24 protein-coding genes are annotated in these 24550 nt (G+C 64.6%); 11 read left to right on the forward strand and 13 right to left on the reverse strand.

Going from position 1 to position 24550, the window contains the following annotated elements:
* Positions 1-78: 78 nt before the first annotated feature.
* The 8 genes from AB7G19_RS41390 to AB7G19_RS41425 form a co-directional block, all read right to left on the reverse strand.
* Positions 79-1074, reverse strand: coding sequence for an AraC family transcriptional regulator (locus AB7G19_RS41390; protein WP_244623213.1), 996 nt, complete (start codon positions 1072-1074; stop codon positions 79-81).
* A gap of 39 nt (positions 1075-1113) precedes the next feature.
* The gene (locus AB7G19_RS41395) at positions 1114-1842 is read right to left on the reverse strand and encodes an ABC transporter ATP-binding protein (RefSeq protein WP_085399244.1); all 729 of its coding nucleotides are present in this window, start codon (positions 1840-1842) and stop codon (positions 1114-1116) included.
* Positions 1835-2602 (reverse strand): ABC transporter ATP-binding protein, encoded by a 768-nt coding sequence (locus AB7G19_RS41400; RefSeq protein WP_441268803.1) that lies wholly within the window; start codon positions 2600-2602, stop codon positions 1835-1837. The genes AB7G19_RS41395 and AB7G19_RS41400 overlap by 8 nt, the downstream gene beginning before the upstream one ends.
* Positions 2595-3539 carry a branched-chain amino acid ABC transporter permease gene (locus AB7G19_RS41405; RefSeq protein WP_085399243.1) on the reverse strand — a complete coding sequence of 315 codons (945 nt, stop codon included), beginning with the start codon at positions 3537-3539 and terminating at the stop codon, positions 2595-2597. The genes AB7G19_RS41400 and AB7G19_RS41405 overlap by 8 nt, the downstream gene beginning before the upstream one ends.
* Positions 3536-4453 (reverse strand): branched-chain amino acid ABC transporter permease, encoded by a 918-nt coding sequence (locus tag AB7G19_RS41410; RefSeq protein ID WP_008143427.1) that lies wholly within the window; start codon positions 4451-4453, stop codon positions 3536-3538. Before AB7G19_RS41410 ends, AB7G19_RS41405 begins: the two co-directional genes overlap by 4 nt.
* 296 nt (positions 4454-4749) lie before the next feature.
* Complete coding sequence (locus tag AB7G19_RS41415; protein ID WP_008540920.1) at positions 4750-4968, reverse strand: hypothetical protein; 219 nt, start codon at positions 4966-4968, stop codon at positions 4750-4752.
* A 1-nt stretch (position 4969) separates the two neighbouring features.
* Positions 4970-5629, reverse strand: coding sequence for an acyl-homoserine-lactone synthase (locus AB7G19_RS41420; RefSeq protein ID WP_071909116.1), 660 nt, complete (start codon positions 5627-5629; stop codon positions 4970-4972).
* A gap of 83 nt (positions 5630-5712) precedes the next feature.
* A complete protein-coding gene (locus tag AB7G19_RS41425; protein WP_063979905.1) occupies positions 5713-6450 on the reverse strand; it encodes a helix-turn-helix transcriptional regulator in 738 nt (245 codons plus the stop codon).
* Between the two features lie 165 nt (positions 6451-6615).
* Between AB7G19_RS41425 and AB7G19_RS41430 the strand changes: the two genes are divergently transcribed.
* The 9 genes from AB7G19_RS41430 (at position 6616) to AB7G19_RS41470 (ending at position 15653) form a co-directional block, all read left to right on the forward strand.
* Positions 6616-6792 carry a hypothetical protein gene (locus tag AB7G19_RS41430; protein WP_014491261.1) on the forward strand — a complete coding sequence of 59 codons (177 nt, stop codon included), beginning with the start codon at positions 6616-6618 and terminating at the stop codon, positions 6790-6792.
* A gap of 249 nt (positions 6793-7041) precedes the next feature.
* Positions 7042-7980 carry a LysR family transcriptional regulator gene (locus AB7G19_RS41435; protein WP_135215216.1) on the forward strand — a complete coding sequence of 313 codons (939 nt, stop codon included), beginning with the start codon at positions 7042-7044 and terminating at the stop codon, positions 7978-7980.
* A 143-nt stretch (positions 7981-8123) separates the two neighbouring features.
* A complete protein-coding gene (locus tag AB7G19_RS41440; protein ID WP_085399241.1) occupies positions 8124-9002 on the forward strand; it encodes a shikimate dehydrogenase in 879 nt (292 codons plus the stop codon).
* A gap of 58 nt (positions 9003-9060) precedes the next feature.
* On the forward strand, positions 9061-10191 hold the full coding sequence (locus tag AB7G19_RS41445) for an ABC transporter substrate-binding protein (protein ID WP_085399240.1): 1131 nt from the start codon (positions 9061-9063) through the stop codon (positions 10189-10191).
* A 236-nt stretch (positions 10192-10427) separates the two neighbouring features.
* Positions 10428-11303, forward strand: coding sequence for a branched-chain amino acid ABC transporter permease (locus AB7G19_RS41450; protein WP_063979909.1), 876 nt, complete (start codon positions 10428-10430; stop codon positions 11301-11303).
* Positions 11300-12298 (forward strand): branched-chain amino acid ABC transporter permease, encoded by a 999-nt coding sequence (locus tag AB7G19_RS41455; RefSeq protein WP_071909113.1) that lies wholly within the window; start codon positions 11300-11302, stop codon positions 12296-12298. The genes AB7G19_RS41450 and AB7G19_RS41455 overlap by 4 nt, the downstream gene beginning before the upstream one ends.
* Positions 12295-13038: an ABC transporter ATP-binding protein gene (locus AB7G19_RS41460; RefSeq protein WP_085399239.1), complete on the forward strand. Its 744-nt coding sequence runs from the start codon at positions 12295-12297 to the stop codon at positions 13036-13038. Before AB7G19_RS41455 ends, AB7G19_RS41460 begins: the two co-directional genes overlap by 4 nt.
* 9 nt (positions 13039-13047) lie before the next feature.
* Positions 13048-13785 (forward strand): ABC transporter ATP-binding protein, encoded by a 738-nt coding sequence (locus tag AB7G19_RS41465; RefSeq protein WP_085399238.1) that lies wholly within the window; start codon positions 13048-13050, stop codon positions 13783-13785.
* Positions 13782-15653: a bifunctional sugar phosphate isomerase/epimerase/4-hydroxyphenylpyruvate dioxygenase family protein gene (locus AB7G19_RS41470; protein WP_085399237.1), complete on the forward strand. Its 1872-nt coding sequence runs from the start codon at positions 13782-13784 to the stop codon at positions 15651-15653. Before AB7G19_RS41465 ends, AB7G19_RS41470 begins: the two co-directional genes overlap by 4 nt.
* A 294-nt stretch (positions 15654-15947) precedes the next feature.
* Here the strand turns inward: AB7G19_RS41470 and AB7G19_RS41475 are convergent, their stop codons facing one another.
* Positions 15948-17120, reverse strand: coding sequence for an ABC transporter substrate-binding protein (locus tag AB7G19_RS41475; RefSeq protein ID WP_028148067.1), 1173 nt, complete (start codon positions 17118-17120; stop codon positions 15948-15950).
* Positions 17121-17420: 300 nt separating this feature from the next.
* Here AB7G19_RS41475 and AB7G19_RS41480 point away from each other — a divergent pair, with 300 nt between their 5' ends.
* Positions 17421-18683: an NAD(P)/FAD-dependent oxidoreductase gene (locus AB7G19_RS41480; protein ID WP_135215218.1), complete on the forward strand. Its 1263-nt coding sequence runs from the start codon at positions 17421-17423 to the stop codon at positions 18681-18683.
* Between the two features lie 205 nt (positions 18684-18888).
* Here the strand turns inward: AB7G19_RS41480 and AB7G19_RS41485 are convergent, their stop codons facing one another.
* From AB7G19_RS41485 to AB7G19_RS41495, 3 genes are read right to left on the reverse strand one after another with little or no spacing between them, the layout of a single operon-like run.
* Positions 18889-20100, reverse strand: coding sequence for an ABC transporter substrate-binding protein (locus tag AB7G19_RS41485; protein ID WP_085399257.1), 1212 nt, complete (start codon positions 20098-20100; stop codon positions 18889-18891).
* A 51-nt stretch (positions 20101-20151) separates the two neighbouring features.
* Positions 20152-20475 (reverse strand): 2Fe-2S iron-sulfur cluster-binding protein, encoded by a 324-nt coding sequence (locus AB7G19_RS41490; RefSeq protein ID WP_085399235.1) that lies wholly within the window; start codon positions 20473-20475, stop codon positions 20152-20154.
* Positions 20476-20487: 12 nt separating this feature from the next.
* Entirely contained in the window at positions 20488-21696 is a 1209-nt protein-coding gene (locus AB7G19_RS41495; protein ID WP_085399234.1) for a cytochrome P450, read from the reverse strand.
* An 83-nt stretch (positions 21697-21779) separates the two neighbouring features.
* On the opposite strand from AB7G19_RS41495, the gene AB7G19_RS41500 reads away from it, so the two are divergent.
* Positions 21780-22286, forward strand: a complete 507-nt coding sequence (locus AB7G19_RS41500; protein ID WP_085399233.1) for a MarR family winged helix-turn-helix transcriptional regulator — start codon at positions 21780-21782, stop codon at positions 22284-22286.
* A 347-nt stretch (positions 22287-22633) separates the two neighbouring features.
* Here the strand turns inward: AB7G19_RS41500 and AB7G19_RS41505 are convergent, their stop codons facing one another.
* Positions 22634-24484 (reverse strand): feruloyl-CoA synthase, encoded by a 1851-nt coding sequence (locus AB7G19_RS41505; RefSeq protein ID WP_085399256.1) that lies wholly within the window; start codon positions 24482-24484, stop codon positions 22634-22636.
* Positions 24485-24550: the final 66 nt, after the last annotated feature.

Genomic DNA, 24550 nt, shown 5'->3' on the forward strand with positions numbered 1-24550 from the left:
GGGAGTAACCAGATCGAGGCGCACACCGCCTTTGCGCGCGCGCAAATCACCTTTGATCGCACGTGGAGGCGTTCAAGTTCACTGACAGCGGCTCGGCGAATAGCCGAAGTGCCTGCGGAATGCCGTCGCGAAATTGGCCGGATGGGCATAGCCGACCCGAAAGGCCGCCTCGGTGACCGACAACCGTTGATGAATCAGAAGGTCACGTGCGGCATCGAGTCGGCGGGCCCGCAAATAGTCGATCGCGCTCTCGCCATACGCCATCTGGAATTTCTGGTTGAAGGACCGGCGGCTCAGCCCCGCATTCCGCGCCAGCTCGTCGATGCTCCAGGGATAAGCGAGATCGGCATCCATGCGCGCCTTGACCGATTGCAACCGCACCCGCTGGAGGTCGGCTGCAGGATCGAGCGCGATCCCGCGCTCGCCGAACAAGGCGTGGACCACGATCTCGGCGGCATGCGCCGACAGCAGCAATTGCGTCGCGTTTCCGGCCACCGGTGGCGAGAACATTTCTACCGCGAGGGCCTGCACACGCGGAGACGCCGTGACAGAGACGATGGCCGTGCCCAACGCGTCGGTCTTGAACAGCGCCCGAACCTCGTCGCCGAGTCCAAGCCCGTCGATGGAGGCTTGGGGAAGCGCCAGGCCGATCGCAGGACGTTCGCCGCAGCGAACCGAGCCTCCTACGGCGACGGATTCGCGCACGGCAATCGCCGTCATCTGCCCTGCACCCGTTGTGCGCGTCAGAATGCCGCGGCCTGCGCCTTCATCGAGCGCAACGGAGATGAACAAGCCCGGCCCTACGATCGCTGGCCGATCGGGATCGGCGCGAAACTCACCTCTGATGAACACACAGCCCGGGAAATCCAGCCATTGAGGCGCTGTCGAAGCGCCTCGCTGTGCGGAGCCGATGATGTCGTCTTCAGGCCGTCCGGCAATTTGATTGTAAAAGTCCTGCATCGAATCCGCTACGCCGCGACATTGGCGGCTGGCGGCGGCGCACTCAAGACCTCTGCGCGCAGTTTGGAGAGCTTCGAAACTGACGTCCTCGACGAGGTTCTGCGCGCGCGGCAATCCTGCACGGACGATACGGCAACCAGATCCAGGAGCGCGTCAGATGCCCAGATATTTGTGCTGGAGATCCGGCTCCGCCATCAGCTCGACGGACGTGCCGCTCCACACCGTCTTGCCGCGCTCGATGATGTAGTGGCGGTCGCAGATGCGGGCGAGGTGGTCGACGTTCTTGTCGACGACCAGGATCGACTGTCCCCGGCTCTTCAGCAGCGACAGGCAATTCCAGATTTCTTCGCGGATCAGCGGCGCAAGGCCTTCGGTCGCTTCATCCAGGATCAGCAGCTTTGGGTTGGTCATCAGCGCGCGGCCGATCGCGAGCATCTGCTGCTCGCCGCCGGAGAGCTGGTTGCCCATGTTGGCGGCGCGCTCGGCAAGGCGGGGGAACATCACGTAGATCGCGGCCAGCGTCCAGGGATTGGGGCTAGCGAAGCGATCGGCGGCGGCCGCGACGAGATTTTCGCGCACGGTGAGGTTCGGAAAGATTTGGCGTCCCTCCGGGACGAGGCCGACGCCGAGTTTTGCAATTCGATAGGACGGAAGCTGCCGCACCTCGGCGCCCGCAAAGCGAATCGTGCCTGATCGTGCCGGTGTCAGGCCCATGATGGAGCGGATCGTCGTGGTCTTGCCCATGCCGTTGCGGCCCATCAGCGAGACCATCTCGCCCGGCTTGATCGACAGCGACAGGCCGAACAGCACCTGGGAGAGGCCGTAGCAGGTCTCGATGCCGTCGACGTCGAGCAGCGTGTCAGCCATCGCCTTTTCAGACATGGTGCGTCACCACATGCTGGTCGCCGAGATAGGCGCGCTTGACGTCCTCATTGGCGCGGATCGCGGCTGGATCACCGGAGGCGATGACGCGGCCATAGACCAGCACCGAGATGCGGTCGGCGAGCGCGAATACCGCCGGCATATCGTGCTCGACCAGCACGATCGAGACTTTCTTCCGCAGCTCCTGAAGCAGTTGCACCATGCGCTGGGATTCGGTGACGCCAAGACCCGCCATCGGCTCGTCCAGCAGCAGCAGCTTCGGCTTGCTCGCGAGCGCGACCGCGAGCTCGATCTGGCGGCGCTCGCCATGGCTGAGCCTGGACACCAGGACATCGGCGCGATGGCCGAGCCCGACGCGGTCGAGCGCGGCATGGGCGGCATCGCGCAGGCCCTTCTCCTTGCGCGCATTGGCGAAGAAGCGGAACGAGTGGCCTGCATGCGCCTGCGCCGCCAGCGCGACATTGTCGGCGGCGGTGAAGTCGAGCAGCAGCGAGGTGATCTGGAACGAGCGTGCCAGCCCCAGCGCGCAGCGGCGATAGGCCGGCAGATAGGTGATGTCGCGGCCGCCGAGCGAGACGCTGCCGGAATGCGGTTCGAGGTGCCCGGTGAGCTGGCTGATCAGCGTGGTCTTGCCGGCACCGTTCGGGCCGATGATGGCGTGCAGCTCGCCGCTAGCTACGTCGAGCGAGACGTTGTCCGTCGCAACGATGCCGCCGAAACGGCGCACCAGTTTTTCGACGCGGAGCAGCGGTTCAGCCACGATTGAGCCTCCCGAGCAGGCCCATGATACCGCCGCGGCCGAACAGCACGATCAGCAGCAAGAGCGGGCCCATGATCAGCGCCCAGTATTCGGTGATCTGCGACAGGAATTCTTCCAGCAGCAAAAACACCACCGCGCCCATCACCGGGCCGAACAGCGTGCCCATGCCCCCCAGGATCACCATCACCATGAGGTCGCCGGAGCGGGTCCAGTACATCACGGCCGGGCTGATGAAATCGGTGTTGTTGGCGAGCAGTGCGCCGGCAAGGCCGCACATCATACCGGAGATGACGAAGCAGACGAGCTTGTAGCGTTTTGCCGGAAAGCCGATCGCCTGCATCCGCTGCTCGTTGGAGCGCAGGCCCTGCAAGACGAGACCGAAGCGCGAATTGACGATGCGCCAGATCAGGACGATCACGGCGAACAGGCAGGCGAGGCAGAGATAATAGAACTGCGTGCGGTTCGACAGGTTGATCAGGCCGGAGAAGTCGCTGCGCTTGTAGACGGTGAGACCGTCATCGCCGCCGTAACGCGCGAGGCCGGAGGCGACGTAATAGGCCATCTGCGCAAACGCCAGCGTGATCATGATGAAGTAGACGCCACGCGTACGAAGGGAAAGCGCGCCGATCACCAGCGCATAGATCGCGGAAGCCGCGAGCGCGACCGGGAACTGGATGAAGCCGGAGCCGACGCCTTCCTGCGCGAGCATGCCGACCGCGTAGCCGCCGATGCCGAGATAGGCGGCGTGGCCGAAGCTCATCATGCCGCCAAAACCCATGATGAGGTTGAGGCTCGCGGCCGCAAGGGCCAGGATGACGATGCGGGTGAACAGCGTCAGGATGAAGATGTTGCCGGACAGCTGCGAATAGAGCGGCAGCAGCACGAGGCCCGCCAGCATCAGGGCCGTGACGGCCTTGCTCACAGTGAAAGCCTTCATCGACGGTTGGCCGGAAACAGCCCCTCCGGGCGCACCACCAGCACGATCGCCATCAGCAGATAGATCAGCATGGACGACAGCGCGGGCGCGGCGGTGGAGGCGGCGGCGCCGCTCAGCACCTGCCGCAACAGGTTGGGCAGGAAGGCGCGGCCGAGCGTGTCGATCATGCCGACGAAGATCGCGGCGAGGAACGCGCCACGGATCGAGCCGATGCCGCCGATCACGATGATGACGAAGGCGAGGATCAGGATGTTCTCGCCCATGCCGATCTGCACGGTGAGGATCGGCGCCTGCATCAGGCCGGCGAGGCCGGCGAGCGCGGCGCCCAGGCCGAACACCAGCGTGTAGAGCAGCTTGATGTTGATGCCGAGCGCGCCGATCATCTCGCGGTTGGAGGCGCCGGCGCGGATCAGCATGCCGATGCGGGTGCGCATCACGCCGAGATAGAGCAGCAGCGCGACCAGCAGCGCCACCACGATGATGGCGAGACGATAAGCGGGATAGTGGATGCCGGGCAGGATCGGCACCGGCACCGTGAGCCAGGCCGGCAGCGGCAGCGCAAGCCCGGCCGGACCCCAGATCAGCCGCACGGCTTCATTGAAGAACAGGATCAGACCGAAGGTCGCGAGCACGTGGTCGAGATGGTCGCGCCCGTAGAGATGCCGCAGTGCCGACATCTCCAGCACGATGCCGAGCACCAAAGTCGCACCTAACGCCAGCAGCGCACCGAGCAGGAAGCTGCCGGTCCAGGCCGCAAAGGTCGCGGCGAAATAGGCGCCCATCATGTAGAGCGAGCCGTGCGCGAGGTTGACGAGATCCATGATCCCGAACACCAGCGTCAGGCCGGCGGCGAGCAGGAACAGGAGCAGGCCGAACTGCAATCCGTTCAAGAACTGTTCGACGACGAGCAGCATCAAAACTCTTTCAGGCGCACGCGGTGTCGCGCCGATGTTCGAACTCGGTCGCCATCAGTGAAAGAGCTCCCCCTGCCTCTTCAAGGCGGAAAAATGGGTAATGGCAGTATCGTTCCGAGGCAAGAGCGATTCAACACCAGACATGCACTTTGTTGCATGCCGGTGCATGCGATCGAAATTGGCCCTGCAAGAAGGCTGCCGCGCAGGATGGGTCAACCTGCCGCACCCAAACGATCGCCCTCCCCCAGGCATGCCTGGGAGAGGGCGCGAAGGTCGACGGAAGCAGGAGAAGGCGTCTAGTGCGACGTCATCTGCCGAGGGAGATCATCCGGCTCGGCCAGTACACTGTTGGCCGTCGAGGCTTCCAGCGCCGCCATCCGGAACAGATAGGCGAGCGTTGCCAATCCGGTGTCTTCCGCCATCTGCGCCAGCTCGAGCGCCATGTCGGACATGTAGCCGAGATTCTCGTCCTTGGTCTGCGCCATGATCTGGCTGTCCCGCATCATGTTCGACATTTCAGGCGCTCTTTCGTTGCGCGGCAGCAAGGCCGCAGAGGTTGGCACGGGCGACGGCGTCCAGACGCGGGCCGTCCTGTTGTACGATCGAATCCATGCCGATGCGATCATGCAGGGCATCGAGGGTCTCGCGGCGAATGTCGATGGTCGCCGCCATGGTCCAGGCGTTCTCCACCAGCTCGGGCAGACCAAGCGGCGTCACGACGAAGCCGGCCTCATGGAAGCGCGGCAGCCACCAGGTCTCCATGATCGCGCTGACCTGCGCGATTCCCTGATCGAGGCAGAACTCCTGCACCGCTGCCATCAGTTGCAGGTTGAGAGTGCCGTCGCGGCGATCGCGCACGACAAAGTAGCGCGACCATTCCCAGACCAGCGGATTCGCAGGGCAGCCGCGAACCGATGCCAGATGCGGGAAGACCTCGCTCATCATCGAGGGTTTGGTGGTAGGGTAGAGCCGGTGACCGCCGACGACGCGCCGGCCTTCCAGCGCGAGCAGATAGACGGTGTCCTCGTCGTCGTAGGAATCGACCTCGCGGCAATCAGGCCGGCGCAGCGTCTCCCAGTGCCGCTCCTCGACGAAGATGTCGTGGCGTAGTCGGAAGTGCTGCTCGAGTACGTCTTCGTAAAGGTGGCGATTGACCGAAGAAATTGCGTGAATCATGAAAACCCCCATTCAGCCGGAATGAGGGGCAGCCTCTGCGAAAAGAGGCAGGTTCGATATTGGGAAATTTCCCAGTACGTCGCTTAGGGATTGATGAGCTTGTTGCGAATCGCCAGTGCAACCGCATGCGTACGGTTGACGGCACCGAGCTTGCGCGCGGCGGTTGCAAGATGCTCTTCTGCGGTGCGCTGCGTGATGTGCAGGATCTCGCCGATCTCCCAGGCCGACTTGCCCTGCGAGGCCCAGGCGATCACCTCGCGCTCGCGCGGGGTGAGACGCGTCGACAGATGCGGCGCCGGATCCAGCAGGCGGCGAATATGGTCGAAGCCATACATTGCCATCAGGTGCAGTGCCGGCTTGCTGCGGGGATTGAGGTCGAGATGGACGCCGCCGAGCGACACCGCCGCCTCGTAGCCGGTGAGCCCGTGGATCGGCACGATGAAGCCGCGCGACATGCGAAAATCGCCGGCGCGGTTCATCACCTCGGCCGCGCTCGGCTCGAGCTCGGCATCATAGGGCGCTTCCGACCACTCGAACGGATTGACCGATTGCCGGCACAGCCGCACCACGGGGTCGACGCGGTCGTAATTATTCTGGGTGTAGAGATTGAACCATCCTGCCGGCCAGCGCTTGGCGAGCACCATCTGCGCGAACCGCTGATCGGGATTCGGCAACCCCGTCACGATGATGGTCTCGAAGCCGAAGCGACCGAACGCCGCCTCAAGCGCATTCATGGCGTCCGGTACCTTGCGATAGGTCCCCAGGCCTTCGATGAAGTCGAGCGCTTCCCGGCCATAATCTACGGCGTCTACGGCGGACATCGGTACGTTTCCTGAGCCTCGTCGTAGGTATAGCACGTATTTGGGAGCTGCCTCAATTCGCTGCTTCCGTAGTTTACCGGCCCTCGTCTGCACCCGAGATTTAATCTACTTGTGGAGGAAGTGACGTCAAGTTACACCTATGGCGTCTGAAGCGGGAAAATCACGATGGAAGACGAGGACATCGCCCTCAACAGCGTGCTCGGCCTGGAACTCAACCGCGTGTTTTTCGCCGTCCGCGAAACGGCAAACAAGCAGAAGATCATTGAGTACGCGCGCGAAGTGCTGCAGCGCGAACGCGCGGAGCGGCCCGGCAGCGCGTCGCCCGAGAGCCCGGCGAGCTAGAACGCGGTTACAGGTGAGGCGTACGTTCTGCGCGAGCGGCGCCCTTCCATTCGAACGTGCCGATTTTGGCCGAAACATTCTGACTGCGAAGTTAATCAGCAATTGTTGCCGGTGAGCGAGCTGCGCTCTTACCCTCCCCTGGAGGGGGAGGGTGAAGCGCCGCCCGCTCCGTCGCACACTTGCCGCTGGATGACATCACGGCTCTCGTGAGATGATCGCCACCACGATCCTCTTTGGGATGCCCACGACATGATGACGCTGCGCCAGGTTGAAGTGATCCGTGCCGTGATGGTGACGGGTACCATCGGCGGCGCGGCGAAGCTGCTCAACGTGTCGGCGCCGGGGATCAGCCGGCTGGTCAAATACACCGAGCGCACGCTCGGCATCCGCTTCTTCCAGCGCCAGAACGGGCGCTATTTCCCGACGCCGGAAGCCGAGAACATCTTTGAGCAGATCAACGGCGTCTACAAGAAGGTCGACGACCTCTCCGAGCTCATCTCCAAGATCGGCCGCGGCGGTTTGTCGGAATTGCGCATCGGCTCGGTGCCGAGCATCTCCCAGGTGATGGTGCCGCGCGCGATCGAGCGCGTCCGGCGCCGCTACCCCGATCTCGGCATCGACATCAACATCCTCAAGCTCGAGGAGGCCATCGACTACCTCCTGCTCGGCCGCGGCGAATGTGTGGCGATGAGCTATCGGCTCGAGCATTCCGGGCTCGACTTCATGCCGCTCGCCTCGGGTGAGCTCTATTGCATCGTGCCGCCGGGTCACGAGCTTGCCGGCCGCAAGCAGGTCTCGGCGGCCGAGATCACCCGCTATCCGCTGATCGGCATCGATCCCAACGATCCCTACGGCCGGATCATGGCCGGGATCTTTGCGCGCCACCGGCTCGACTACAACATCACGATCCGCGCGCGCTTCGGCACCACGGTGTGTGCGCTGGTGAAGGCAGGGCTCGGCATCGCCATCATCGACCAGTTCACGGTGGCCCATGGCGGCTATCCGGGAATCGAGCTGTTGAAGATCACCGAGCCGACGCGGTTCGAGACCTATATCGCGGTGAAGCGCGGCGCGCCGCTGTCGCTCCATGTCGAGTATTTCATCGAGTCCCTGCGCGCCGAGATGCGCGCGGTGGAGCCGTCCCGCAGCGAGGGCAACACCGCCCCGGCACGCGCGCGGAAGAAATAACATTATGTTAGGTTTGCCCAATAAATGGGTAATTGTGTTAGGCACGGGAAAGGCTATCGTCGCAACTGGAAGCCCCTTGGAATTGTGCGGATTTCCCCGCTAATGGCCAGGACCCAACGCTCCCAACGAGACGATAGCCAACCATGTCCAAGCGCGGATACGCCGCCAGCAAGAAGCTTCTCACCGGCCTGATCGGGGCGCCGATCGCGCATTCTGCCTCCCCTGCCATGCACGAGCGGGCCGCCGAGGCGCTCGGCCTGCGCGGTCACTACCAGCTCATCGAGGTCGCCGGCGCCGATGCGGCCGGGCTCCGCATGATGCTCGAGGGCGTGCGGCGGCTCGGCTTTGCCGGCGTCAACGTGACTTACCCTTACAAGGAAGCGGTGGTCCCGCTGCTCGACGAGCTGGCGCCGGGCGCGGCCGCCATGGGCGCGGTCAACACCGTCGTCGTCAAGGACGGCCGGCTGATCGGCCACAACACCGACACGACCGGGTTTGCACGTGCGGTCGCGCCGCTGCTGGCACCGTCCGCAAATGCAGTCGCCGTGATCGGAACGGGCGGCGTCGGCAAGGCGATCGCCTTTGCACTGGCGAGCCTAAAGGTCTCCGGCCTCCGCATCTTCGACAGCGAGACGGCGCGCGCCGAAAAGCTCGCTTCATTGCTTGCCAGGCACGGCGGCGCCACGGTGGCTAAAAGCGTCGAGGACGCGCTCGATGGCGCAACCGGCCTCGTCAACGGCACGCCGGTCGGCATGCTGCCGAACCGGGGCATGCCGGTCCCGGCGGCCTTGCTGCACGAGAAAATGTGGGTCGCGGACGCCGTCTATTCGCCGCTGATCACGCCGCTGCTGGCAGCGGCACAGGCCAAGGGCGCGCGGATCATGACCGGGCGGGAGCTCGCGATCTACCAGGCCGCTGACGCCTTCGAATTGTTCACCGGCCTTGCCCCATCGACCGAGGTCATGGGAGAGGCATTCGACGAGGTGATGGCGGCGCGAAGCGCGGCCTATCACGCCGCGTAACCGAAGCGGCCGGACACAAGGCCGCGGACAACATCAACGAAAAATGGGAGGAGTGACCATGAAATCGACCCTAGTGGCAGGCGCCTTGCTTGCCTTCGCGACTGCAACCAGCGTCCACGCGCAGGCGATCAAGCTCGCCGACGTCGCCGAACTCTCGGGCGGCGGCGCCACCGTCGGCACCAACTGGAAGAACGGCATCGACCTCGCGATCGAGGAGATCAACGCCAAGGGCGGCGTGCTCGGACGCAAGTTGGAGGTCAGCCACGCCGATTCGCAGTCCAACCCCGGCGTTGCCCGCGCCCAGGTGCAGAAGGCGCTCGACGCCGAGCCCTATGTCCTGCTCGGGCCCGGCTATTCCGGCTCGGTCAAGGTGACGGCGCCACTCGCGGCCGAAGCCGGCATCGCGCAGATCATGGGCGGCGAAGCCGCCGAACTGACGCAAGGTGGCAACAAATTCCTGTTCCGCACCTCGTTCGGCCAGCAGTCGTCGATGCCGAAGGTCGCAAAATACATCCACGACGACATGAAGGCGAAGACGGTCGCGGTGGTCTGGGTCAACAACGACTTCGGCCGCGGCGGCCGCGACGTCGTCGTGAAGGAACTCGACCGTCTTGGCTCCAAGGTGGTCGCCGACCTCTCGACCGAAGCAGGCCAAGCCGACTTCGCCGCCGACGTCGGCAAGATCAAGGCCGCCAATCCCGACGCGGTGTTCGTCTACCTGAATGAAGAAGAGAGCGCGCGCATCCTGAAAGAGCTGAAGCGCCAGGGCGTCACCGCGCCGCTGATGGGCGAGACCACGCTGATCGGCCAGAAGGTGATCGAGCTCGCCGGCGATGCCGCCAACGGTGCGCGCGGCCATGTCGGCCTCACCACGGACGCACCGGTCGACCTGATCAAGGCGTTCCGCGACAAGTTCGCCAAGAAGTACAATTACGTGCCCGACCATAACGGCCTGAAGGGCTATCTCGCCGTCTACATGGTGAAGGCCACCACCGAGAAGATGGGCAAGGTCGACAGCAAGGCGTTCGCCGACACGCTGCACGGCCTGACCATCAAGGCCGCGGACGAGCCGGGCATCCTGATGGACGTCACCTTCAGCGAGACCGGCGACATCGACCGGCAGAGCTTTCTGGTCGAGGTGGTCGAAGGCAAGCAGGTGGTGAAGCAGGTCCTGCCGAAGGTGAAGTGAGGCTTTTTCGCCTCTCCCCGCGCCCGTCCCGCCGAAGCTTCAGCGAAGGCGGACCCAGGGAGAGGTCTCTCCTCTCCCTCGCCCCGCTCTTCGCGGGGAGAGGGTTGGGGTGAGGGGTGCTTCTGCGCAGACGGTGAGAGATGAGCTTGCGGAGACAGCCCCTCACCCCCGCCCTCTCCCCGTAAGAACGGGGCGAGGGAGACGACAGAGCGGCGGTAGGGACACGAGAGGGGAAAATGTCCAATCTGTTCGATCTTCTGGTCGCGGGACTAGCCACCGGTGCGATCTATGCGCTGGTCGCGGTCGGCTTCACGCTACTGTGGCAGACCTCGCAGACCATCAATTTCGCGCAAGGCGAGTTCGTGATGCTGCCGGCGTTCCTGATGCTGGCGGCGATGCATGCCGGCGCGCCGTTCTGGCTCGCGATCATCCTCGGCATCCTGCTCTCGATGCTCCTGCTGGGCCTCGCCTTCAAGATGCTGCTGGTCGATCCGATGATGCGCCATGGCGTGCTGCCGCTGGCGATCGCGACGATGGCGCTCGCGATCGGCATCAAGGAGGCCGTGAAGCAGTTCTTCAGCGCGGAGGCCTCGCCCTTCCCCTCGATCGTGCCGACCGGCGATATTTCCATTCTTGGACATGCCGTATCGCTGCAAAGCATCGGCGTCCTCGTCCTCGCCATTCTTGCCGTCTTCGGCCTGACGAGCCTTCTCAACCGCACTTCGCTCGGTCACCAGATGCAGGCGGCGGCGCAGAACCCGACGGTGGCGCGCATCATCGGCGTGCCGGTCGAGCGCATGATCCTGCTGACGTTCCTGATCAACGCCTTCCTGGTCGCGCTGGCGTCGCTTTTGATCACGCCGATCTACCTCGCAAAGTTCTCCTCCGGCGAGGTGCTCGGCCAGGCCGCCTTCATCGCCGCGATCGTCGGCGGCTTCAACCAGGTGCGCGGCGCCATCGCCGGCGGCCTCCTGATCGGCGTGCTCGACAATCTCGCAGCCGCCTATGTCTCGACGCAGTACCGCGCCGCCGTTCCGATGATCTTCCTGATCGCTGTCATCCTGTTCCGGCCGCAGGGCTTGCTCGGCCGCGCCGAGGAGCGCACCGTATGAGCGGCTTCGCCAAACCGTTGAAGATCGCGCTCGGCCTCATCGTCATTGCCGGCCTGATCATCGTCCCCATGAATTTCAACCGCTACGGCCTGTTCATCCTGAGCCAGTGGGCGGTGATGAGCATCGCCGCGATGGGGCTCAATTTGACACTCGGCTATGCCGGCCAGGTCTCGCTGGCGCAAGGCGCCTTCGTCGGGATCGGCGCCTATGCGGCAGCGATCATGACGACCCATGGCTGGCCGCTGCCGGCGGCGATCGTGGTCGCGATTGCCTTGAGCTTCGCGGTCGGCTGGGTGCTCGGCTATCCGGCGCTGCGCGTGCAGCACCATTACCTCGCCTTCGTCACCCTCGCCTTCTCCACCCTCGCCTTCCTGGTGTTCCGCAACGAAAGCTGGCTCACCGGCGGCATCTACGGCATCTCCAACATTCCCCGGCCGCACATCTTCGGCATCGCGACCAACAAGCCGCTACCCTTCTACTATGTCTGCCTCGGCTCGCTTGCGATCGTGTCGCTCGCGGTGTGGTGGCTGATCCGCTCGCCCTGGGGCCGTGCCTTCATGGCATTGCGCGAAAATCCGCTGCGCGCGCAGTCGCTCGGCGTGGACACAAGGCGCTATACGCTGATGGCGTTCGCGATCGGCTCGGCGCTCGGCGGCGTCGCCGGCGCGCTCTATGCGCCGCTGACGCAATATATCGATCCCGTGCCGTTCAACCTGTCGCTCTCGCTCGACCTCTTGATGATGGTGATCGTCGGCGGTGCCGGCTTCTACTTCGGCCCCTTCCTCGGCGCGATGATCGCGGTGCTGTTGCCGGAATGGCTGCGCTTCACGGAAGGGTATTATCTGATGCTCTACGCGGTCGCAGTGATGCTTCTCTTGATCTGGTCGCCGACCGGCATTCTGGGGATTCTCGATCGCTACCTCGCCGAGCGCCGCACCAAGGCGGCCTCCGCACTGCGGGCCGTTGCAAAGTCCCGGCTGGAGACGGTGCAATGAGCGCGGTCCTGGAAGTCACCGGCATCAAGAAGAATTTCGGCGGCATCAGCGCGGTCGACGGCGTCTCATTCGACGTCCGCGAGGGCGAGATCCTCGGCCTGATCGGCCCGAACGGCTGCGGCAAGTCGACCCTGTTCAACTGCATCCTCGGCCAGCTCACACCATCAGGCGGCGAGGTCAAGCTCGACGGCAAGGTGGTCACGGGCCTGCGTCCCGCCGAGCTCAACAAGCTCGGGGTCAGCCGCACCTTCCAGCTCTTGCAGGTCTTCCCAAAGCTCTCGGTGCGCGAGAACCTGATCCTCGCGGGGCAGGAGCACCAGGGCAACATGGCCTCGCGCCTGGTCGGCCGCTCCGATGCCGGGCTGACCGAGGCCGCCAACCAGATGATCGGCTTCTTCAAGCTCGACCATCTCGCCGACGAGCCGGCCGGCGGGCTCTCCTATGGCCAGCAAAAACTGCTCGATGCCGCGATGGCCTTCATGGGCGGGCCGCGCCTCGTCCTGCTCGACGAGCCCGCCGGCGGCGTCAACCCGTCGATGCTGTCGGACCTGAAGGATCGCCTGGTCGCGATCAACCGCGAGAAGAACGCCACCTTCGTCGTGATCGAGCACAACATGGAATTCGTGATGTCGCTGTGCTCGCGCGTGATGGTGATGGCGGAAGGCAAGGTGCTGGCGATGGGGCGGCCGGACGAAGTGCGGAAAAATCCCGCCGTGATCGAAGCCTATCTCGGACATTAGGAAGCCATCATGAGCGACCCGATCCTCTCGGTTCACAATCTCGTCGGCGGCTACGGCAAGATGACGATTTTGAACGGCACGACGTTTGCCGTGCCGCAGGCGACCATCACCACCATCATCGGCCCCAACGGTGCCGGCAAGTCGACCGTGTTCAAGGCGATCTTCGGCCTGTTGAAGCTGCGCGAAGGCAAGATCAGCTTTGCGGGCCGCGACGTCACCAATTTGAGCCAGCGCGCGCTGCTCAATGCCGGCATCTGCTACGTGCCACAGGGCCGCAACATCTTTCCCGAACTGTCGGTGCGCCACAATATCGAGCTCGGCGGCGTCTCCGCCGGCAAGGGCATCGACCTGTCCGCACGGATCGAAGCCGCGCTCGACCTGTTTCCCGCGCTGCGCCGCAAGTCGGCGCAGCAGGCCTCCACGCTCTCCGGCGGCGAGCAGAAGCAGCTCGAGATCGCGCGCTCGCTGCTGCTCGAGCCCAAGCTCGTGCTGATCGACGAGCCCTCAATTGGCCTGTCGCCGCTGATGGTGCAGCAGACCTTCGACATCCTGAAAGGCTTGCGCGACCGCGGTGTCACCATCCTGATGATCGAGCAGAATGCGCGCTCGGCGCTGGAGATTTCCGACATCGGAATCGTGCTCGAGCTCGGCCAGACCCGCATGGTCGACGGCGCGAAGCGCATTCTGAACGATCCGCGCATCGGCCAGCTCTTTCTCGGCGGCGCCATGGAGGACAACGCAGCATGAACAAGCGTTCGATCGCGACCGTCTCGCTCTCTGGCAGCCTGGACGAGAAGCTCCGCGCCATCGCATCAGCCGGGTTCGACTCGGTCGAGATTTTCGAGAACGATCTGCTGTCGTTCGGCGCAAGTCCGCGCGAGGTAGCGCAGCTGTGCAAGGATCTCAATCTCGAGATTTGCGCATTCCAGCCGTTCCGCGATTTCGAGGGCATGCCGGAGCCGCAGCGGACGCGCAACTTTGCTCGCGCCGAGCGCAAGTTCGACCTGATGCAGGAGCTCGGCACCGACCTGCTGCTGATCTGCTCCAACGTCTCGCCCGCCTCGCTCGGCGGCATCGATCGCGCCGCGGACGATTTTCGCGAACTGGGCGAACGCGCGGCCAAGCGTGGGTTGCGAGTCGGTTACGAGGCGTTGGCCTGGGGCCGCCATGTCAACGACTACCGCGATGCCTGGGAGATCGTGCGGCGCGCCGATCATCCCGCGATCGGCGTCATTCTCGACAGTTTTCACGCGCTCGCGCCCGGCTTTCCGGTTCGCGCCATGGCCTCGATCCCCGGCGACAAGATCTTTCTGGTGCAGCTCGCCGACGCGCCGAAGCTCGAGCTCGACATCCTCTCGTGGAGCCGGCACTTCCGCTCCTTCCCCGGCCAGGGCGATCTGCCGGTCGGTGAATTCATGCAGGCCATCGCAGCGACCGGCTATGCCGGGCCGCTGTCGCTCGAAATCTTCAACGACCAGTTCCGCGCCGGCTCGTCCGCGCAGACCGCGGTCGACGGCCTGCGTTCGCTGATCCTGCTGGAGGATCAGCTTGCACCGGATTGGCCGAAGCTTGTCAGCGAGCCGCTGGCGCCGAAGGCGAAGAGCCATGGCACCGGCTTCATCGAGTTTGCCGTCAACGAGACCAAGGCGGTCGACCTCGCCCGCCTCTTCGCGCAGCTGGGCTTCCGCAAGACCGGCAAGCATCGCAGCAAGGCCGTGGAGCGCTGGTCGCAGGGCAAGGTCGAGCTCGTGATCAATTGTGAGACCGACGGCTTTGCGCATTCGCACTACGTCACGCACGGCCCCGGCGTCTGCGCGATCGCGCTCGACGTCGACAATGCCGGTCTTGCCATGCAGCGCGCCGAAGCGCTGAAGACGCGCACCTTCTACCAGCCGGTCGGGCCGGGCGAGCTGGAGATTCCCGCGATCCATGGCGTCGGCGGCAGCCTGCTCTATTTCCTCGATCAGGCCGGCAAGAACTGGGATACCGATTTCGAGCCGGTCGCAAGTGACGCGAACGCCGACGCCCTGCTCGCCGTCGATCACATCGCGCAGTCGATGCCCTACGACGAGATGCTGTCCTGGCTGCTGTTCTACACCGGCATTCTCGACCTGAAGCGGCTGCCGCAGATGGAGATCGCCGACCCGCGTGGCCTCGTGCAGAGCCAGGCGGTCATCAACGCCGACCAGAGCCTGCGCTTCGTGCTCAACGGCTCATCCGCCAACCGCACCCTGCCGGCGCGCTTCATCTCGGAGTTCTTCGGCTCGGGCGTGCAGCACGTCGCGTTCTCCTGCCGGGATATTTTTGCGACGGTCGCCGCGATGCGCAAGCGTGGCGCGGATTTCCTGGATATCCCTGATAACTACTACGACGACATCGAAGCCAAATACGACCTCGCGCCCGACCTGATGGCGCAGCTGCGCGCCAACCACATCCTCTACGACCGCGAAGGCGACGGCGAGTTCTTCCAGGTCTACACCCACATCTTCGATGAGCGCTTCTTCTTCGAGATCGTGGAGCGACGGGATTATCAGGGATTTGGGGCAGCCAATGCCGGGATCAGGCTCGCGGCGCAGGCCCGCGAGGTAAGGCCTGCGAGCATGCCGCGGGTGTAGGTCTTCGCCTCTCCGCGCCTGCGGGGAGAGGCCGGAATTTGCGGTGGCAAATTCCGGGTGAGGGGGACTCTCCGCGAGTCATATGTCCCCCAGGAGCAACGCTCTCTCAACACGTCATTGCGAGCGCAGCGAAGCAATCCAGAGTCCCTCCGCGGAGACAGTCTGGATTGCTTCGCTGCGCTCGCAATGACGATGTGGGGACTATCGAGGAATACAACGACCTTCGTCCCCGCGGAGACTCCCCCTCACCCTGACCCTCTCCCCGCAGGCGGGGAGAGGGGAAGAGGCATCAGCTCACTTCATCGCGCACTTGTCGTGGAAGCGATCCTGGTCGTTCTCCACGATCGTCGCGACCGTCTTCAGCGAGAGCTGGCCTTCGCCGTCCTTGACCACGTCCTGGAGATAGAAGCTCTGCACCGGGATGTGGTTCTTGCCGTATTTGAACGGGCCGCGCAGCGACTTGAAGTTGGCCTTCTCCATCTCGGCCTTCATCGCGTCCTTCTTGCTGGTGTCGCCCTTCACCGCGACCACCGCGCTGTTGATGAGCTGGGCCGCGTCATAGGCCTGCGCGCCATAATAGGTCGGGCGCAGATTGGGGTACTTCTTGCGGTAGTCGGCGACGAAGCGCTTGTTCTGCTCGTTCGGGAGGTCGTTGACCCATTCCTGCGCGCCGGGCACGCCGAGCGCGTTCTCCTTCTGGAGCGGGAGCGAGAGCTCGTCGACCGTGAAGGCGGTGTAGAGCGGCATCGTGCTCTTCAGGCCGGCCTGCGCATATTGATTGAGGAACTGCACGCCGGCCGCACCGGGATAGAATACGAAGATCGACTCGGCGCCCGAGGCGCGCGCCTTGGAGAGCTCGGCGGAGAAATCGAGCTGGCTCGGCCAGACCGTGTATTCCTCGCCCTTGACCTCTCCCTTGAACGTGCTCTTCAGGCCCGCGAGCATGTCCTTGCCGGCCGCGTAGTTCGGCCCGATCAGGAACACGCTCTTGACGCCCTTCTGGTTCATGTAGAGGCCCATGGCGGCGGGCGTCTGGTCGTTCTGCCAGGAGGTCGAGAACACGTAAGGCGAGCACAGTTCGCCGGCGAGCTGCGACGGACCGGCATTGGCCGAGATCAGGAAGGTCTGCGAATCCACCGCGGTCTTGAGCGAGGCCAGGAGCACGTTCGACCAGATGTAGCCGACGATGAAATCGACCTTGTCGGACTGCACCAGCTTCTCGGTCTTCTGCTTGCCGACATCGGGCTTCTGCCCGTCGTCCTCGTAGATCACCTCGACCGGCTTGCCGTCCATCTTGCGGCCGATGTGATCCAGCGCGAGCTCGAAGGAGTTGCGCATGTCGTTGCCGATCACGGCGGTCGGGCCGCTGAAGGTCGAAACGAAGCCGATCTTGATGGTGTCGCCGGCGAAAGCCTGATTTGCCAGCACCAGCGCCGCTGCGCCCGCCAGCCAGAATGCCGTCCTCATAACCACTCCCCTCCTTATTATTGATCCCGGAAACGGGGTGATCGCCGCCCCGGGTCTGTCTCTATTGAACGTAAAATCTGTCGCGCCGCCAATGGCTCAGCGCCCGCCCCTGCACCATATTTCGCCCCAATCGAGGATGGCAAGAAATATAATTCTACTCACTTCGTCCAAGGCTGCGGCGCTTTTTCGCGGGATGACGATACGCCCAGCCTATGCCGCGATTGATGACGGCTATTGGACTACGGCGCCCAATGCGCACTTACATGAAGGAGAGCAGCAGCGAGATTCGAGGGTGTTATCATGGCCGCAAATCCCCACCGCGTCGTCATCGTCGGAGCCGGCTTCGGCGGGCTGGAGGCGACCTACCGGCTCGCCGGCAGCCCGGTCGAGATCACCCTGATCGACCGCCGCAACCACCATCTGTTTCAGCCGCTGCTCTATCAGGTCGCGACCGCCTCGCTCGCGACCAGCGAAATCGCCTGGCCGGTCCGGCACCTGATGCGCGACCGGCGCGAGGTGACGACCCTGTTTGCGACGGTGAGTGGCGTCGACGCCGACCGGCGCTGCGTGCTGATCGACGACGGCAGCGAGGTGCCCTACGACACGCTGGTGCTCGCCACCGGCGCCCGCCATGCCTATTTCGGCCATGACGAGTGGGAGCAGTTCGCCCCCGGCCTGAAGACGCTGGAAGACGCGACCACGCTGCGCCGTCACATCCTGGTGGCATTCGAGCGCGCCGAGCGCGAGACCGATCCGGCCAAACGCGCGGCGCGGCTGACCTTCGTCATCGTCGGCGCCGGCCCGACCGGCGTCGAGCTCGCCGGCACCATCGCCGAAATGGCGCACCACACGCTCCCCGCCGACTTCCGCAACATCGACACCCACAAGGCACGCGTGGTGCTGATCGAGGCCGGACCGCGCGTGCTCGCAGGCTTCCCCGATGATCTCTCGGCCTATGCGCAGGCCTCGCTGGAAAAGATCGGCGTCGAGGTCGTGCTGGGCCAGGCCGTCACCGAGATCAACCGTGAGGGCGTCGTGTTCGGCGGCAAGCTGCTTGAGGCAAAGACGCGGATCTGGGCCGCCGGCGTGCGCGCTTCGCCCGCCGCCGAATGGCTGGGCGCGCCAAGCGATCGCGCCGGGCGCGTGGAGGTCCAAGACGACCTGACGATACCTGGTCATCCCGAAATCTTTGCGATCGGCGACACCGTCTTGATCAACGCCTGGGACGGCAAGCCGGTGCCCGGCATCGCGCCGGCCGCCAAGCAGCAGGGCCGGCATGTCGCCGAGACCATCAAGGCGCGCCTGCGTGGCGAGAATAAAGGTGCATTCCGCTACAAGCACTCCGGCAGCCTCGCACAGATCGGCAAGCGGCTCGCCGTGATCGATTTCGGCAAGGTCAAACTGCGCGGCACCATCGCATGGTGGATCTGGGGCATCGCCCACATCTACTTCCTGATCGGGCTGCGCCACCGCCTCAGCGTCGCCCTGAGCTGGCTCTGGATCTACGCCCGCGACCAGCGCGCGGCGCGGTTGATCACGCAGGGGAGTAGCAAGGTGGCGTAGGGACGCTGCCTCTTCTCCCTCTCCCCGTTCTTACGGGGAGAGGGTTGGGGTGAGGGGCTTCTCTCCACACGCGAGATCGTCGATAGACCTGTACCCCCTCACCCGGATCGCGCCGGACGATGCTACGCATCGCCGGGGGCGATCCGACCTCTCCCCGCAAGCGGGGAGAGGTGAAGGAAGACCGCGCTCGCGGCTACGCTGTTGCCTACTTCACCAACTCACATCCGCCCTCCGTCATCGGCCTAAACGCCTGGTCCGCGGGGATCGTCGAGACCAGCTTGTAATAGTCGTACGGATATTTCGACTCCTCCGGCTTCTTCACCTCGAACAGATACATGGGATGCACGACGCGGCCGTCCTGGCGGATCGTGGTGTCGCCGAACAGCTTGTCCTTACCCCTGAACTTCTTCATCTCGGGCACGGCGTCCTTCGCATTGTCGCTGCCGGTCGCGGCGACCGCGTTCAGATAAGCGAGCGTCGAGGCATAGACGCCGGCCTGGTTGCCGCTCGGCATCTTGCCGTTCATGCCGGGTCGCGCGGCGAAGCGTTTGGCAAACGCGCGGGTATCATCGTTCATGTCCCAGTAAAACGCTTCCATGAGCTGGAGGCCCTGGGCGACCTTGATACCCATGCCATGGACGTCGTTGATGAAGAGCAGGAACGCGACGAGCTTCTGCCCGCCTTGCTGGATGCCGAACTCGGCAGCCTGCTTCACCGCGTTGATGGTGTCGCCGCCGGCATTCGCAAGGCCGATCACCTGCGCTTTCGAGCCCTGCGCCTGCAACAGGAAGGAGGCGAAATCGGAGGTGCCGAGCGGATGTTTCGAGGAACCGAGCACCTTGCCGCCGTGCGCCTCGATGTATTTCTGCGCCTCCGCCTCGATGCCCTTGCCGAGCGCATAGTCGACCGTGAGGAAATACCAGTCCTTGCCGCCGCGCGCCATCATCGCAGCCGCGGTGGTGTTGCCGGTCGCCCAGGCATCGTTGACCCATTGGATCGTGTTGGGCGAGCAGGCCTTGCCGGTGAGATCCGAGCTCGCCGTGGACGACGCCAGGAAGGTCATGCGGCTGTCGCGCAGCAGCGTGTTGATGGAGAGGCCGACGGCCGAATTCGGCACGTCGACGATGGCATCGACACCCTCGACATCGAGCCATTTGCGCGCGATCGCGTTGCCGACATCGGCCTTGTTCTGGTGGTCGGCATAGACGATCTCGACCTTGATGTTCTTGCCGCCGCCGTTGAAGTCCTCGGCCGCCATCCGCGCAGCTTCGACCGAGCCCATGCCGTTGGTGTCCTGGAAGATGCCCGAGATGTCGTTGAGCACGCCGACGCGCACGACATTGTCGGAGATCTCGGCGCTTGCCGCGCCGCTTACCAGGCTCGCCGCGAGCGCAAGCGTCCATTTCAGGTGTTTCATCGTTCCCTCCCCTTTGTGTGTCGCGCCGGTCGCCGCCGGCACGTTCTGGAATCAGACCTGCCGTTCCGGCAATCTCAGCACCAGCCCGTCGAGCGCGGGCGTAATCATGATCTGGCAGGCCAGCCGGCTGTTCGGCAGCCGCTCGGCGGCGGTGCCGTCGAGCAGCGCGTATTCGTCATCAGCCATCGCGGACAGGCGCGCGAGCCAGGCTGCGTCGATATAGACGTGGCAGGTCGCACACATGGCATTGCCACCGCACTCGGCCAGGATGCCGTCGAGACCATGGCGGGTCGCGGCCTGCATGGCGCTTTCGTCGCCTGAGGTTTCGACACGATCGGACTTGCCGTCGGCATGGATGAAAGTGATGGCGGGCATCAAGGCTCCTCGTCAGGCCGGGGTGATGGTGACCGGCAGGCTGTCGAGCCCGCGCAGCGTGTTGTTGAAGCGGCGTTTCGGCTCGCCCGTGATCTCGATCTTCGCGATACGCCGCGCCAGCGCCGTCAACATCACTTCGCCCTCGAGGCGCGCGACGAGCTGGCCGACGCACATGTGGATGCCGGAGCCGAAACCGACATGGCCGGACGAGCGGCGCGTGACGTCGTAGCTGTCGGGCTTGTCCCAGCGGCGCGGATCGCGATTGGCGGCGGCAAGGAACATCAGCACCTTCTCACCTTCGCCGATCGTCGCGCCTGACAGCTCGACCTCACGTGTGGTGGTGCGGAAGAAGGTCTGCACCGGGCTTTCGAAACGAACCGCTTCCTCGAAGGCGCTCCGCGCGAGCGTGAGATCGCCGCGCAGGCGCTGCCATTGTTCGGGGAAGCGCGCGAGGCAATAGACGGCCGCGCCGATCCCGTTGACAGTGGTGTCGAGACCAGCCGACAGCAGCGAGCGCACCAGCAGCGGCGCTTCGGTGGCCGTGATCGCGCCCTCGTCGACCTGGGCATGAATGCAGGCGCCGAAGCCGCCGGGCGCAAGGTTCTCGCGCTGGCACTGCTCGGCAACATAGGCTTGATGGGGCGTCGAACGCGCAATCGCCTCCCGGCGCAGCTCATTGGGCGGCCCGAATGCGTTGAACACGACGCTCGCGTAGGGAATCAGATGCTCGCGCCCCTCGGATTTCAGCCCGAGCGCATCCGGGAAGATCGAGAGCGGATAGGCCTCGGCGAGGTCGGCGATCGCGTCGAAGCTGCGCCTTTCGATCAGCGCGTCCACCCGCTCCTCGGCCGCCGCGGCAAAGCGGTCGCGCACCTGCTTCATCACGGTCGGCGACAGCACCTTCGAGAGTACGGCGCGGGTCCGCGTATGCGCGGGCGGATCGGCCTCGAGGATCAGGCTCGGCGGCCGCCACGGCGTCTCCTTCTTGAAATCGGAGAGGCCGACGCCGCGGCTGGAGCAGAACGTCGCGGGATCGTTCAGCACGGCGTGGACCTCGGCATAGCGTGCCACGCCGTAGACGTTCCACTTGTCGAGATAGACGACCGGACCTGCCTCCCGCAGCAGCTCGTGCGTGGGATAGGGGTCGGCGAAAAAATTCATGTCGAAGGGATCGACGTCGAGATGCGGGACGCCTGATACGGCGGAGCCAGGTGCGCTCATTGAAGTCCTCCCTCATTTTGATCTTGTGAAAGGGCCGCGCTTGCCCTTAGGTCTTCGGACACGCCGCGAGACAAAAGACCGATATGCCGCCGTCTTCGACCAGAGCCCGCCAAAGGCCCGCACCCGCCGAAACCGGGCCGACGCTCGATCTCGACCGTTATGTCCCGGCTTTCATCACCTTCATCGCCAACAAGCTCTCGAACAGCGCTACCGCGTTCTACCAGCGCGAGTTTGGCGTCAACGTCACGGAATGGCGGATCATGTCGCTGCTGGCGATTGAGCCCGGCATTCCCGCCTCGCGGATCTGCCACGTCATCGGTTTTGACAAGGGGCCGGTGAGCCGGACGCTCGCGGGGCTGGAGAAGCGCGGACTGGTCTCGATTCGAACCGACCCGAACGATGGCCGCACCCATTCGATCTCGCTGACGGCGAAGGGCCGCGCCACCCATGACAGGGTGATCGTCGCGGCGTTCGAGCGCGAGCGGCGGCTGTTGTCCTGCCTGAGCAAGGACGAGCGCGAGGTGCTGATCGATCTGCTGCGCCGGCTGCACGAAAATCTCGGCGCAGTGACCGGCAGCAGCACCACCTGACGCGCGCGTGAAGCGCGCGGCATCGCCGCCTTCAGGCATACGCCGGCATTTGCCCGCGGCACCCTCTCTGCCGAGCATCGTTTCCTCCAGGATCAGGCGCAGCGGTTCCCCCGCCGTCATCCTTGTCTGGAACGGTTCGCACAAATTAGTTGCTTAAGCAACAAAAGAATCATGCAGGATATTGCGGCAGAATAGCTGGCTTAGTTGGCGGCAGCTCTATCCCCGTCATTGCGAGCGCAGCGACGCAATCCAGAGCCCCTTCGGGGAACGATTCTGGATTGCGTCGCTGCGCTCGCAATGACGATGTGGAGAGAGCGTGGCCTCACTCTGACTTGATCTGCCCGTGGCTACAGACCGATCCACTCACCCGACGCATCATCATTCACCCGCGCCACTGCATCGGTCCGCCGCGTCAGCCCGGCGCGCTGGTTGATGTAACCCTTGTCGGTGATCTCGCCGCCATCGACCGACGGCGGCTCGGCGAGCAGCAGCGCGCGCGTGGCGTGGCCGGAGGAGTTGGCGCCCTGCCCCTTCAGCTTCGCCAGGCCCTGCGCGATCGCAGTCCTGACCTTGCCATGCGCGAGCACATCGTTCACGCCTGCCGTCTCGGGCAAGCCGGCATGGGCACGGCAAGAAGCCATATTCGGGAACACCAGGAAGCGCACCTCGTCGCCGCCATGGCCGGTGACGACGATGTCCTGCGCCAGCGGCGCCAGCGCAGCGATGCCGGCCACGCGCAGCGTACCGACGCTGACCCAGGTGCCGGAGTTGAGCTTGAAGTCCTCCGCGACGCGGCCGTCGAAGAACAGACCCCGCTCCGGCCTGTTCGCATCGGCAAGCTTCACGGCATCGCCGATCAGATAAAAGCCTTCGTCATCGAAAGCCTGCTTCGTCAGCTCCGGCGCCTTCCAGTAACCCGGCGTGACATTGGGGCCGCGCACGCGCACCTCCAGCTTGTCGCCCGACGTGACGAGCTTCAGCTCGGTTCCGGGAATGGGCACGCCGATATTGCCCGAACGCTCCGCGAGGAAATGACAGTCGGTCGCCAGCGGTGACGTCTCGGTCGAGCCCCAGGCCGACACCATCGGCAGCGGACGACCAACAGTCTCCACCGAAAGCTGCTCGAGCGCGTCCCAGAGGTTCTGCGGCAGCGCGGCGCCGGCATAGAAGGCGAATTTCACCTCGCCGAAGAAGCGGCGGCGCAGTTCCTCGTCGCCGCGCAGCGCTGCGATCAGCATGTCGAAGCCGCGCGGCACGTTGAAATAGACCGTCGGCATCACGCTTTTCAGATTGGCGAGTGACGTTGCGAAGAGACCGGGCGCGGGCTTGCCGCCGTCGATATAGAACGACCCGCCGTTGCGCAGCACGAGATTGAAATTGTGGTTGGCGCCGAAGGTATGGCTCCAGGGCAGCCAATCGAGAATGATGAGATCGCTGTCGGCCTGGTCCAGGAACGTCCAAGTTTGCGCCTTGGCCTGCTGGCTCGAGGTCAGCATGCGCTGGGTGTTGATGACTGCTTTCGGCGTGCCGGTCGAGCCCGAGGTGAACAGGAATTTTGCGATCGTATCCGGCGTCACCGCGGCGAGGGCTTTTGCGACGTCGCCCGTTTCGGGCGTCGCCGCGATGTCACGGAAGGCCAGCGCATCGGCATCGCCGGCATTGCCACTGATGATCTGCGCCTTGTGCAGCGGCTCGATCGCGGCCAGCGCCGCGGCAAACGGCTTTGTCGCCGAGACATAGATCACGCCCGGCTGAAGCAGCGAAATCATGCTCTTGAGCTTGTCGAAATCTTTCGACATCAGCGAATAGGCCGGCGAGATCGCGGCCGAGGGAACGCCGACATGCTGGGCGGCCAGCGCAAGCAACGCGTGATCGATGCTGTTGTCGGAGAGGATGACGACGGGACGCCCGGCGCTGAGGCTCTGCGCCAGAATCCAGGACGCCGCCGCGCGCACACGCCGCAGGGCACCCGCGTAGGTCATGGTGGCCCAGGGCGTGTCGGCGCTGTCGCGCTCGGCGAGGAAGATCGTATCGGGCGTCTGCCGCGCAAAATGCTCCAGCCAGTCGCCGATGCAGCGCGCGCCGTCGCGCAGGGGCTCTGGCGAGCGCAGCACGATGCTGCCGTCGGCGCGATGCTCGGCGACGGTCTTGGGCGTTGCGAACAGGCTCGAAGCGTCACCGCGTGCGGCGGTTGTCATGGTTTCCTCCTCGCCCGTATCCGGGATCGGCTGCAGCCTCGTTCCGGGCCGCTTTTGGCCATATTG

It is taken from the genome of Bradyrhizobium sp. 215_C5_N1_1 (genome assembly GCF_052075935.1).
In the GTDB taxonomy this organism is placed as follows: Bacteria; Pseudomonadota; Alphaproteobacteria; order Rhizobiales; family Xanthobacteraceae; genus Bradyrhizobium; species Bradyrhizobium barranii.

Coding starts and splice junctions, on each gene's coding strand:
- AB7G19_RS41500 (WP_085399233.1), top strand. CDS start 21,780: ATGCCGCCGTCTTCGACCAGAGCCCGCCAAAGGCCCGCACCCGCCGAA.
- AB7G19_RS41425 (WP_063979905.1), bottom strand. CDS start 6,450: ATGTCCGCCGTAGACGCCGTAGATTATGGCCGGGAAGCGCTCGACTTC.
- AB7G19_RS41455 (WP_071909113.1), top strand. CDS start 11,300: ATGAGCGGCTTCGCCAAACCGTTGAAGATCGCGCTCGGCCTCATCGTC.
- AB7G19_RS41435 (WP_135215216.1), top strand. CDS start 7,042: ATGATGACGCTGCGCCAGGTTGAAGTGATCCGTGCCGTGATGGTGACG.
- AB7G19_RS41395 (WP_085399244.1), bottom strand. CDS start 1,842: ATGTCTGAAAAGGCGATGGCTGACACGCTGCTCGACGTCGACGGCATC.
- AB7G19_RS41440 (WP_085399241.1), top strand. CDS start 8,124: ATGTCCAAGCGCGGATACGCCGCCAGCAAGAAGCTTCTCACCGGCCTG.
- AB7G19_RS41485 (WP_085399257.1), bottom strand. CDS start 20,100: ATGAAACACCTGAAATGGACGCTTGCGCTCGCGGCGAGCCTGGTAAGC.
- AB7G19_RS41430 (WP_014491261.1), top strand. CDS start 6,616: ATGGAAGACGAGGACATCGCCCTCAACAGCGTGCTCGGCCTGGAACTC.
- AB7G19_RS41480 (WP_135215218.1), top strand. CDS start 17,421: ATGGCCGCAAATCCCCACCGCGTCGTCATCGTCGGAGCCGGCTTCGGC.
- AB7G19_RS41505 (WP_085399256.1), bottom strand. CDS start 24,484: ATGACAACCGCCGCACGCGGTGACGCTTCGAGCCTGTTCGCAACGCCC.
- AB7G19_RS41470 (WP_085399237.1), top strand. CDS start 13,782: ATGAACAAGCGTTCGATCGCGACCGTCTCGCTCTCTGGCAGCCTGGAC.
- AB7G19_RS41460 (WP_085399239.1), top strand. CDS start 12,295: ATGAGCGCGGTCCTGGAAGTCACCGGCATCAAGAAGAATTTCGGCGGC.
- AB7G19_RS41495 (WP_085399234.1), bottom strand. CDS start 21,696: ATGAGCGCACCTGGCTCCGCCGTATCAGGCGTCCCGCATCTCGACGTC.
- AB7G19_RS41475 (WP_028148067.1), bottom strand. CDS start 17,120: ATGAGGACGGCATTCTGGCTGGCGGGCGCAGCGGCGCTGGTGCTGGCA.
- AB7G19_RS41420 (WP_071909116.1), bottom strand. CDS start 5,629: ATGATTCACGCAATTTCTTCGGTCAATCGCCACCTTTACGAAGACGTA.
- AB7G19_RS41490 (WP_085399235.1), bottom strand. CDS start 20,475: ATGCCCGCCATCACTTTCATCCATGCCGACGGCAAGTCCGATCGTGTC.
- AB7G19_RS41445 (WP_085399240.1), top strand. CDS start 9,061: ATGAAATCGACCCTAGTGGCAGGCGCCTTGCTTGCCTTCGCGACTGCA.
- AB7G19_RS41405 (WP_085399243.1), bottom strand. CDS start 3,539: ATGAAGGCTTTCACTGTGAGCAAGGCCGTCACGGCCCTGATGCTGGCG.
- AB7G19_RS41415 (WP_008540920.1), bottom strand. CDS start 4,968: ATGTCGAACATGATGCGGGACAGCCAGATCATGGCGCAGACCAAGGAC.
- AB7G19_RS41410 (WP_008143427.1), bottom strand. CDS start 4,453: ATGCTGCTCGTCGTCGAACAGTTCTTGAACGGATTGCAGTTCGGCCTG.
- AB7G19_RS41450 (WP_063979909.1), top strand. CDS start 10,428: ATGTCCAATCTGTTCGATCTTCTGGTCGCGGGACTAGCCACCGGTGCG.
- AB7G19_RS41465 (WP_085399238.1), top strand. CDS start 13,048: ATGAGCGACCCGATCCTCTCGGTTCACAATCTCGTCGGCGGCTACGGC.